Annotated in this window: 7 protein-coding genes and 1 riboswitch; of the genes, 5 read left to right on the top strand and 2 right to left on the bottom strand. The window is 60.5% G+C overall.

Annotated features, from left to right (window positions below; translation table 11 throughout):
• Window positions 1-2,268: M14 family metallopeptidase (locus PPP56_RS05505; RefSeq protein ID WP_353563031.1), on the top strand; the 2,268-nt coding region annotated here is incomplete at its 5' end.
• Between the two features lie 254 nt (window positions 2,269-2,522).
• Entirely contained in the window at window positions 2,523-2,915 is a 393-nt protein-coding gene (locus PPP56_RS05500) for a hypothetical protein (RefSeq protein ID WP_353563030.1), read from the top strand.
• 110 nt (window positions 2,916-3,025) lie between these two features.
• On the opposite strand, the gene PPP56_RS05495 is transcribed toward PPP56_RS05500, so the two are convergent.
• Window positions 3,026-5,452, bottom strand: a complete 2,427-nt coding sequence (locus tag PPP56_RS05495; protein ID WP_353563029.1) for a S9 family peptidase — start codon at window positions 5,450-5,452, stop codon at window positions 3,026-3,028.
• A 790-nt stretch (window positions 5,453-6,242) separates the two neighbouring features.
• Window positions 6,243-6,337: riboswitch (TPP riboswitch) on the top strand.
• A 76-nt stretch (window positions 6,338-6,413) separates the two neighbouring features.
• On the opposite strand from PPP56_RS05495, the gene PPP56_RS05490 reads away from it, so the two are divergent.
• Together PPP56_RS05490 and PPP56_RS05485 are read left to right on the top strand one after the other, a co-directional pair.
• On the top strand, window positions 6,414-7,352 hold the full coding sequence (locus PPP56_RS05490; RefSeq protein ID WP_353563028.1) for an ABC transporter substrate-binding protein: 939 nt from the start codon (window positions 6,414-6,416) through the stop codon (window positions 7,350-7,352).
• Between the two features lie 210 nt (window positions 7,353-7,562).
• Window positions 7,563-8,879, top strand: a complete 1,317-nt coding sequence (locus tag PPP56_RS05485; RefSeq protein WP_353563027.1) for a hypothetical protein — start codon at window positions 7,563-7,565, stop codon at window positions 8,877-8,879.
• A gap of 234 nt (window positions 8,880-9,113) precedes the next feature.
• On the opposite strand, the gene PPP56_RS05480 is transcribed toward PPP56_RS05485, so the two are convergent.
• Window positions 9,114-9,398 (bottom strand): hypothetical protein, encoded by a 285-nt coding sequence (locus PPP56_RS05480; protein ID WP_353563026.1) that lies wholly within the window; start codon window positions 9,396-9,398, stop codon window positions 9,114-9,116.
• A 181-nt stretch (window positions 9,399-9,579) separates the two neighbouring features.
• On the opposite strand from PPP56_RS05480, the gene PPP56_RS05475 reads away from it, so the two are divergent.
• Window positions 9,580-10,134 carry an RNA polymerase sigma factor gene (locus PPP56_RS05475; protein WP_353563025.1) on the top strand — a complete coding sequence of 185 codons (555 nt, stop codon included), beginning with the start codon at window positions 9,580-9,582 and terminating at the stop codon, window positions 10,132-10,134.
• Window positions 10,135-10,199: the final 65 nt, after the last annotated feature.

Here is a 10,199-nt window from a genome sequence, read left to right as displayed (position 1 = left end):
ATCGACGAAATCAAAGCGCAGAACCAGGCGCTCTCGTCCAATCCTGAGTCCGTGTCCGACGCCGACTTGGCCAATCTGCCTACGGTTGTCTACATGGGCTACTCCATACACGGCGATGAGGCCAGCGGCACCGAGGCCGCCATACTGCTGCTCTACCACCTGGCTGCCGGCGACGGGCCCGCCATCGACGCGGTGCTTGACAACGTGGTCACTATTATCGATCCGGTGTTCAATCCGGACGGGCGCGACCGCTTCGTGAACTGGGTCAACGGCAATCGGGGCGGTACGCCGACCATCGACGGCCAGGATCGCGAGCACAACCAGCCCTGGCCTGGCGGGCGCACCAACCACTACTGGTTCGACCTGAACCGCGACTGGATGCCCGTGCAGCATCCGTCGTCGCAGGCACGCATCGCCCTCTACCAGGACTGGCGCCCGCAGGTGCTCACCGACTTTCACGAGATGGGGTCGGAAGACACCTACTTCTTTCAGCCCGGCATTCCCAGCCGCACCAACCCCAACACGCCCGACATCAACCAGGAGCTGACGGCGGAGCTGGCTGAGTATCACGCTGATTTCCTCGACGACATCGGGTCGCTCTACTACACCCGCGAGCGCTTCGACGATTTCTACTACGGCAAGGGCTCGACCTACCCGGACGTGCAAGGCACCGTCGGCATCCTCTTTGAACAGGCGTCCTCGCGCGCACTGCTCAACGATACCCGCACCGGCGTGATGAGCTACGCCTACACCGTGCGCAACCAGTTTCTGGCGTCGCTCTCCACGCTCCAGGGCTCCTCCGAAATCCGCGAAGACCTGCTGCGCTACCAGCGCGACTTCTTTGCCAACCGCTCCGAGAACCTCAGCGATGCCCCTATGACGGGCTATCTCATCGACATGGAGCGCTATCCGCAGCGGGCACAGGCGCTCGGGCAGCTCCTGTTGCAGCATCGCGTGGAGCTCTTCGATCTCGGGCAGGCCGTCGAATCGGACGGGCGTACCTATCGCCCGGGGTCTGCCTACTGGGTGCCGCTCGATCAGGAGCAGGGGCAGTTCGTGAAGGGCGTGATGGAGCGCCAGACCACGTTCCAGGATTCGCTCTTCTACGACGTATCTACCTGGACGCTGCCGCTCGCTTTTGGTACGGACCACAGCGAGCTCACGTCGACGCCTTCGGGCGTGCGGGGCGAGCGTATCGATGCAATGCCGTACACCGGAGGCGCAGTGACCGGGGGACAGGCCGAGGTGGCTTACGTGATGCCGTGGGGACGCTACTTTGCCCCGCGTGCGCTCTACCAGCTGCAAGATGCGGACATCACGACGCGTATGATGCCGTCTCCGTTTGAGGCGCTGGTTAACGGAAGCACGCGCACGTTCGATCGGGGCGCGATCATCATTCCGCTGCAGCAGCACAACGTTTCAGAGGCCGATGTGCATGAAGCAGTACAGGCAGCGGCTGAGGCCCATCATGTGGAGATCGTCGCGATTAACCGGGGCCTTACACCCACCGGTCCAGACCTCGGGTCGAGCAGCGCATCGGTGCTTGAGAAGCCCGAAGTTGCGGTTGTTTCAGGAACGACCGGTCGCTCGCGGTGGGGCGGTGCCAGCGCGGCCAATGCCGGAGAGGTATGGCACCTGCTCAGTGAGCGCTTCGATATGCCCGTGTCGATGATCGACATCAGCTACATGGAGAGCCTCGACCTCTCTGAATACAACACGCTGGTGCTGGCTGGCGGCTCCTACAACGGGATGGATGCCGACCAGGTCAAAGACTGGGTGCGCGAGGGCGGACACCTCATCGCATCGCATACTGGGGCGCACTGGGCCACGGCCCATGAGCTGGTCGAGCTCGAAGCCAAAACGCTCGACCTGGATTCGCTCGTTGCCGGGCAAGACTACGCCGACCTTGGCGACGCACGCGGCGCTCATCGCATCGGCGGGTCGATCTTTGAGGCGACGCTCGACACCACGCACCCGCTCGCGTTCGGGTACGACGAAACGATTCCTGTCTTTCGTCGCGGAACGCAGTTCTACGAGCCCCATGAGCGTCCCGGACGCACGGTAGCGACGTACACCGACAGCCCGCTCCTCAGCGGCTACATCTCGGACCCGGTCGAAGAGATTGCGCGTGAGAGCGCGGCCATCGTGTCCGACCGCCACGGAAGCGGACAGGTTACGCTGCTCATGGACAACCCGAACTTCCGTGCCTTCTGGTACGGCACCAACGGGCTGTTCCTGAATGCGCTGTTCTTTGGATCTGCGCTGTAAGGGGATGGAGTCATGAAACAAGATCGGTGCGCCATGTGCTGCACGCGATCATCTGCAGGTGCGGCAGCATACGCGCCGTTTGCACGACCGCAGGGCCTTCTGTAACGGGAGGGCCCTGCTTTTTTCTGGGGTGGCACTGTTGAAGCAGGCACGAACGTGCGCATCCCACTGGTGCTACCATCTTGAACCCACCCTGCGGACTCTCGTAGGAGCCGCGCAACAACGCCCGTACGTTTTGACTAATCTCCTTCGATATGTTCTCCGACGATACAATTCAGGCCCTCGAAGCAGCAGTTTCCACGTGCGACGCTGCACGCCGCGACCTGGAGGCGGCCCTTACCCGCGCCAACAAGGCCAGCGGCGATGCCGATTACGACGAAGCGCTCCAGGCCATTGCCACTGCTATTCAGAAGTGGGGCACCGGGCAGGAGCAGTTCGCCGATGCGGTAGAGGCCTCGAATGCGCCTGACATTCCGATGGCGGCGCTGCTTCTCAAAAACGAAACCGGCACCGATGCGATGAACGCCCGGCGCGGCGTGCCCGGCGTCTCGGTCGACGGCACCGACCAGCCCTTCGACGTCGACCTCTCGGGCATGCGCGGTAGCGCCCTCACCGATGCGATCACGACGTATGTGGAAGAGGAGTAGAGAGAGCTGCTTTCTTTTAGAGCAAACTTTTAGAGCAAAGCTGCAAATAAAACGGCGACGTCCGCTTTTAGTGGGACGTCGCCGTTTTGCGTTGAGCCGATGAGCGTGTGTTACCACGCCTGCTCGATGCGCTCTGGGCCTACGCTGCGCTCGATGAAGTAGAGGATGCGCCGGTACTGATCCGTCCAGCTGCTGGGCTCGGTAAAGCCATGCGGCTCTACGGGATAGGTGGCCAGCTCCCAGTCGGTCTTACCCAGCTCGATGAGGCGCTGGCTGAGACGGAAGATGTCCTGTGGCTGCACGTTGGCATCGATCAGGCCGTGCGTCATGAGCAGCGGGTCGTCCAGGCCTTCAGCGAAGTAGATCGGCGAAGAGCGCTCAAACGCTTCGGGATCAACGATGGGGGTGTTCAGGATGTTGGAGGTGTACGGGTGGTTGTAGTGTGCCCAGTCGGTTACAGCCCGCAGGGCGGCGCCGCCGCCAAACGAGGTGGCCTCGTTGAAGAGCGCCATCAGTGTGATAAAGCCGCCGTAGGAGCCCCCGTAGATGAACTGCCGTTCGGAGTCGATGCCGCGCGTGTCTTCGAGATAGGCTGAGGCATCCACGTAGTCCTGCAGGTCGCGCCCGCCCATATGGCGATACACAGCGGTACGCCAGTCGCGCCCGTACCCGGCAGAGGCCCGAAAGTCGAGGTTGACGACGGTGTAGCCCTGCTGCATCAGCAGGTTGTGAAACATGAACTCGCGGAAGTAATTGCTCCAGCCGTTGTGCACGTTCTGGAGGTAGCCTGCGCCATGCACAAAGTGCACCGCTGCGCCATTGGGCTCGTCGGGCTCGAAGATCTGCATGGGCACGGCAGCGCCATCGGAAGCGTCAAACTCGGTGATTGTGCCGGTGTCCCACGCGATCGACTGCCATGCGTCGGTGGGCGAGGTCGTGATGCGGCGTTCGCCATTGTCGTCGCGGATGTATATCTCGGGAGGCTGCGTGATGTACTCGTAGAGCAGCCCGAGCGTGGTGTCGTCGGGGTGCGGGGCCGCGGTGTAGCGTCCGTCTTGCCCGCTGGTGATGCGCGTGCGCTCGCCGCCCTCGGCGGGCATGCGATACCAGTGGCGGTTATACGGGGAATCTTCGCTGCTGGCAAAGATCCAGGCGGATCCGTCTTGCGTGAGCTGTGGATCGAAGACCTCGAAGCGGCCTTCGGTAAGCGTGGACGTTTCGCCGGTTGCAACATTTACCGTGTAGAGGTGGCTGTAGCCGGTGGCTTCGCTCTGGAAATAGAGCGTTTCGCCGTCGGGCATCCATCCGAGTGTGCTGGCTCCTCCGAACCACGAGATGCCCGGCCCTGCGATCCAGGCGTCGTCGCGCTGCCGATCGAGCACCTCAACCGATCCATCTTCCGGGTGCAGGCGCGCGAGCCAGCGGTCTTTGTTGTCATCGGCGCGGACGTCGAGCACTGCCAGCGAGCCGTCTTCGTTCCAGTACGGACCGAAGGCGCGGAGCGTCCGCTCGGCGTCGACGCCGTCGATCGTGTCGGGGTCGGCGATAGCAGGCATAGGCCACTCATCGGCGCCGGGCAGGGTGCTCAGATCCACGGTGTACGTGGTGTCGCGCTCTGCATCTGCCAGGTGCAAGGTGTACCCGCTGGGGGCGCGGCCCACCTTGGCGCGGGCGTTAATGACCTCAGCAAATCCCGTTTCGGTCACATAGTCGATGACCTGTGTGTTTTCGGCGTTCTGGGATTCGGAGGTGCCCACGGCGGTAAAGCGCTCCGATGGATCCATCGAGACGTGCACCACGCTCTCCTCGCCCACGTAGAGCGTAGGCGGATCAGGGTCAGCGGCCGCGTCTTCCTCTTGGGCTTCCTCGGCCAACTCTTCCTCTTCCTGTCTCTCTCGAAGCGTCTCGAACAGCTCGATCTGCTGCTCTTTCAGGTACTGCTCCTGTGGAGAGGGCTCCTCTTCCGTTGGTTCGGCTGCTGCGCGCACATCGGTAAGCTGCTGCATAGTGCCGTGCTCAAGATGGATGGCGAACAGGTTGAGTCCATCCCGAAAAACGACGCGCGATCCGTCGGGTGAAAAGCGCGGCTGCGAGAGCGAGTTGGAGGTGCGGGTAAGGCGCGTTGTGGTGTCGTCGTCTCGGTTATAGAGATAGACGTCGCCATTATGGAGAAACACCTTACGGGTGAAGTCGGACGTGTAGGTATGGGTGCCGTGGTGCCATCCCGAGAAGAACGGGGTCGGGGCGCGGCGTTCCTCTGCATCCACCTTGACCGGTTCATCGCCGTCGACAGGCACAGCGTAGAGGGAGTCGCTGGGGAATTCGCCCTCCGGGTTCCAGTCGAAGTAGAGCGTCGATCCGTTTTCGTGCCAGCGCGCATTGCTGGGCCAGCTTCCGATCCATGTATCGGGGTCTTGCATGATCTGCTGCACAGAGAGGCCATGATCTTCATCAGGCGTCTGCGCGTGGAGCGGCTGGGAGGCAGCAGCGAACAGTGCCACGAGGAGTGCTGCGACAGCGGGTAGCAGAAGGCGCATAAGAAGCATGTGTTGTTCAGGAGGATACAAGCGGAGCCGGTGTAGCGTTGATGTAGCGTTGATAATGTAACAAGCAGATCGAAGGAATGCAGCCGGATTGCCGTTTTGGTCTTCGGCATTCATAACATGGCTGGATGGGTTGGCATACTGTTAAAGCTGTTAGGGGCTGCACCTTGCGTTTTCTCTGAACGTACCACCTTGAGAAACGACAAAAGATGGGTAGTGGGTAGACGCTAAGTGATAAGGATATCGTAGAATGTTAGGTTTGTCTTGTTCGAACCCCCTCTCCCTTATTCCGCTTCGCTCCATCAGTTGCCCTCTGGACTCGTGTCGGGTTTCTCCCCCTTTTCCAAGGGGGAGATGTCGATAGACAGAGAGGGTTGTCTGACCCCAAAGATGTCGGCCATATGATAATCACTTACCATTGAACCGCTACCAAAAGATGGTTGGTATGTAGACACACTGGCAGAAACGGACCTGATGAGCAGGGCATGTCAGGGTCGTGAGTACATCGCAATCACGATAAACTCGGTGGCGGGGAAAAGCGCCCAGGGCGGTCGCTTCCCAGAAAAAGAATGATATCGAACGTGGCAGGATGAACCGATTTGAGCACGGCTTTGCGGGGATGATTGGCCCTGCGTGGCTTATACGGAGTCGATCTGGTTCGGGCAGTGAGGCCAGGGGGGCATTGCGTTGGCGGACAGATACGGTAGACACGAGGGTGATATCGAACTGCTCGTGCGCTTGCCCGTCTCGCGACGTCAACTTGTGGCAGTGCTGTCTGTATACCGAAGTAAGCTGGGGGTGCCTACAAGAAAGGCTGAGAGCATACCCTTCGAACCTGAACCGGATGGTACCGGCGTAGGGAAGCACTGTTGTTTGCGATGCAGAAGCGCTGCATCGCAGCGTGGGCACCGCTGGCTGATGCATTATTGTGATTTCATTCAGACCAGCACACGTTATGGATACGCTCCGTTTAGGACTCGAATGGTTCTTAAATCCCGATCACGCGCCGCTTCTCATTGCCCAAGAGCATGGGTGGTTTGCGGAGGCGAACCTTGACCTTGAGATCGTTGAGCCCGACGCACACATGGACGCCGTTGAAGCTATTGAAGACGGCAAGCTCGACGTAGCTATCACTGAGCCGCTTCATCTTGTCGAAGATCGTGCGGAGGGGGCGCCCGTTGTGGGATTCGCGCGCTTTCTGCACACCAATGGTGGTGTCATGTATCTAAAGGGGCAGAGCATTGAGCGTCCGCGAGACATGGTGGGGGCTCGTATTCAGTATCCGGGTGCCCCAGGCCCGGGCGGTCCTGCAATCGTACAGACAATGATTGAGCACGACGGCGGCACCGCCAACCCGGATGAGTTCGTTCCCGTCAACAACAGCTTCTACCATACCGACGCGCTGGCCGACGACAAGGCGGATGTAGCCACGCTTGTGTTCTATAACTTCGAACTGGTCGAGGCAGAGCACCGCGGTCTTGACGCTGGCTTTTTCGCACTCAAGGACTGGGGCATCCCCGATTTTTGCCAGCTTATCATGGTTACCACCCCCCAGCATCTGCAGGCACGCCGTGATGTGTTTGCGCGCTTTGTACGCGTGTTGCGCCGAGGCATCGATTTCTTGCACCAACAGCCTGAATCTGCGGCTGACGTCTACCGCCGCCGCGCCGATGTGGAGCCTGGCGATACACTTACGCCCAGAACCTTCGCGGCTACGCTTCCCTGCTTCACATACGACTTCGGAATGACGACCGACTACTACGCAGCACTTGAGACCTGGATGTTCGAACGCGGCTTGATTGCCAGGCGTCCGGGTGCAAACGCTTACTGGACGAACGATCTGGCGCTGCCTGTAGGAACTTCTAAAGCGTCTTCCGAAGCGGCCGAACGGTGATCATTAGGCACGGTGATCATCAGGCACAGATGCCTGCTTCGGAGTCTGATCGTGCATGGCGCGCGTAACATGGCGCACCGCGCTTCCTGGGGCAGGAGCGCCCGTGGCAGGAGTGTGGATGTAACGAAAGCAGCGCTGAGTGCGTCTTTACCGTGAATGCGACAGACACACGTGTCCGCCTGTATTTAATACTATTTTGTGTCAATCTCTATGCCTACCTCCTTACGCCTACTTGGCGCGGCCTTCCTTCTTGCTGGTCTGCTCAGCATGCCCCTGCCGGCTGCTGGTCAGGGGGCGCCTGAAGCATCTATTGCCGAAGAAGCCGGAGCAGGAACGATGGATCTCTTCGCCTGGCCCGACCGCGAGCAGGTAGCAGAATGGCAAGAGGAACTCGATGCCCGCTGGCTGCCGCAGTTTGACCGGATCCGTATCGACTATGAATACGCATTGCGCGATACCGTTGTCGACTGGCAGTTTGAGCTTGCATGGTCGCCCGGCGACTGGGTACACGCGGGAGAAGAAGGCATTCGTCCGCTCGGTGATGTCGCAGGCCCCGGCCGACTGGAGCAGATCTACCTGATTGCAGAGGCGGTGGTCGACGGTGCGCCTCGCGCCACTACGCTCTTTGCATTTGAAGAGATGGATGCGGGGCCGCGTCCCGAAACCGTCTCGCTGAGCTGGAGCAACGTGCCGCTGCAGGAGCTCTTTGACGGGCTGGATGCGGAAGAGGCTCGTGCGCTGCTGGCTGAACAGCCCGCCTTCGAGATTGTGGACGTAGAGCGCGTACAGGTGTGGCCGCCCGAGGCGCCGCCCACTGCCGAACGAAGCGACCGGAGGGAGCAAGAGACGCGGCAAGAGCGGCAGCCCCGTGCAGACCCTGCGCCGCCGCGCACCCGCCGTACCTCGTCGGTCTTCGTAATCCGCACCGGCTACGTCTTCGGAGGCACACGCACCCGCACCGTGGCACGTCCACCCTCAGCGACGCCAGCACCAGAAGGCGATCGCACCGCTCGGGGCGGGCGCGGCGACGTGCAGGCCGAGTCGGACGAGGAGCCGCGTCGCGATCGCCGCCGCAGCCGCTCCGACGACGATGATGACGACGCGCCCAGTCTGGGGCCGGCGGCGATGGGGGCTGCAGCCGTTGTCGGACTCGGTGCCTTCGTGGGCGGAAGCGTCGGCGTATCGGGCTCGTCGAACACGCCAATCGGAATTACGAGCGGGTGGACGGGCACGAGCGCAGGTGTATGGCTGCAGGCAGAAATCAGCGGGGCCGTGCTCACCGGCGAAGGAACGGAGCGCTTCGGCGTGCAGCTGCGTGGGTTCACCGACGTAGGAGCCGGAGCGCTGCAGCCAGCACTGGGGCTTGGATTGCTATTTGAGCAGGAGCGTGGCGAGATTGCTTCGCGGCCGATCGTGTCACCCGGACTGGTATGGAATCAGCATCAGATAGCTTTAATGGCCGGGTTTGACGTTTTGAACAGTGCGCCGCAGATAGGCGTCGTGTATAACTTCCGAGCAGGTGACTGAGCAGTGCCGACTTGAGTGCAAAAAGAGGGCGCCCAATCTCAAGGAATAGATGTGCTGAGAGAACTGGCGGAGTGAAGGAAGGAGCTTGCCCCAAGAAACACCTTGGTCAGGAAGTCGGCTGCTTCGAATGAGTCCACTACCAAAAAAAGCACGCTGGCTTGCAACAGGCAAACCAGCGTGCTCATTATGCAGCAGCACAGGAGAAGAGCCCGTGCCTGCAACAGGAGGGAAGCGCTACGGCTTCTCGGTGGCTACAAAGTCAGCCCGCTCACCCGTAGGCGTGCTAATCACATTTGTGACGTCAACGGTGAACGATTTTTCGCGTTCGCGGCTACGGTCGTAGAGGATACCGGTAAAGGTGGCGTCGCTGTCGCCTTCGGCCAGGGTCTCGATGTCTTCCGCGTTCTCCGCGAAGAACACCCCTTTGTAAGCTTTGCCATACACGGTCTTTTCGGAGTATGCAAACCCCTCCCCGTCCATATCGTCCAGTTGGGCGTCGTGCAAGTCGTACAGGCTCATGGGTGTGTGGTCGGTTGAATGACGAAATACAAATGCGATCAACAGCATCGGGGGCGTAACCACACGCCCCGGTACCCCAGTCAATTCATGCGGAATGAATATGTCGGGGTTCACACTAAGGATGCCATGTTGTAGTGTACCATGTTCACCCACTCATCGTTTCCTACTGCTACTTGTGCCTATGTCTGACCCCGCCGATTTTGCGCCTGAGCGGGTGCGCGCTGCCCAAGCGGGTGACGAACAGGCCCGTGACGCGCTGCTTACGGCGCTGGAGCCTATCTTGCGCGGCTACTTCATCAAACGCATTGGCCGGGGGCCCGACGTCGACGATCTGGTGCAGAACACGCTGCTTCGCGTGCACAACGGAATTGACGACCTGCGCAAGCCTGGCAGCTTTAAGTCGTTTGCCATGAAGGGGGCGCTGTATGAGCTGCAGGACTTCTACCGGGGGCGCTACGACATGAAGGAGAACCTGTTCGACCCCGAGAAGCCGCTTCAGCGCACCACGCAGGCTAACGATAGTCTGCCAGGGGTAGACGTAGAGCGGGCGCTGGAGGCACTCTCCCCCAAAGCTCGCCGCATTATCGAGCTTCGGGAATATGGCTACCGGTACCGTGAAATCGCACAGATGGTCGATACGACTGAAGCAGCTATCAAGATGCAGGTAAAGCGTGCGTTTGAGAAGATGCGTGATGCCCTGGCCAGCATTCTCGCATTTCTGATGGTGGCTGGATGATCATTGGATGACCGTTGGTACGCTCTTTATAGGGGTTGCACCACTGATTATAGGGGTTGCACCAC

The sequence above is a fragment of the Longimonas sp. genome, from assembly GCF_040409695.1.
In the GTDB taxonomy this organism is placed as follows: domain Bacteria; phylum Bacteroidota; class Rhodothermia; order Rhodothermales; family Salinibacteraceae; genus Longimonas.
The sequence above is the reverse complement of the archived record's forward strand: the minus strand, read 5'-3'. Positions and strand labels throughout refer to the sequence as shown.

Excerpts from the sequence above, each read along its gene's own strand:
- PPP56_RS05500 (WP_353563030.1), top strand. The coding sequence starts at position 2,523 with ATGTTCTCCGACGATACAATTCAGGCCCTCGAAGCAGCAGTTTCCACG.
- PPP56_RS05495 (WP_353563029.1), bottom strand. The coding sequence starts at position 5,452 with ATGCGCCTTCTGCTACCCGCTGTCGCAGCACTCCTCGTGGCACTGTTC.
- PPP56_RS05490 (WP_353563028.1), top strand. The coding sequence starts at position 6,414 with ATGGATACGCTCCGTTTAGGACTCGAATGGTTCTTAAATCCCGATCAC.
- PPP56_RS05485 (WP_353563027.1), top strand. The coding sequence starts at position 7,563 with ATGCCTACCTCCTTACGCCTACTTGGCGCGGCCTTCCTTCTTGCTGGT.
- PPP56_RS05480 (WP_353563026.1), bottom strand. The coding sequence starts at position 9,398 with ATGAGCCTGTACGACTTGCACGACGCCCAACTGGACGATATGGACGGG.
- PPP56_RS05475 (WP_353563025.1), top strand. The coding sequence starts at position 9,580 with ATGTCTGACCCCGCCGATTTTGCGCCTGAGCGGGTGCGCGCTGCCCAA.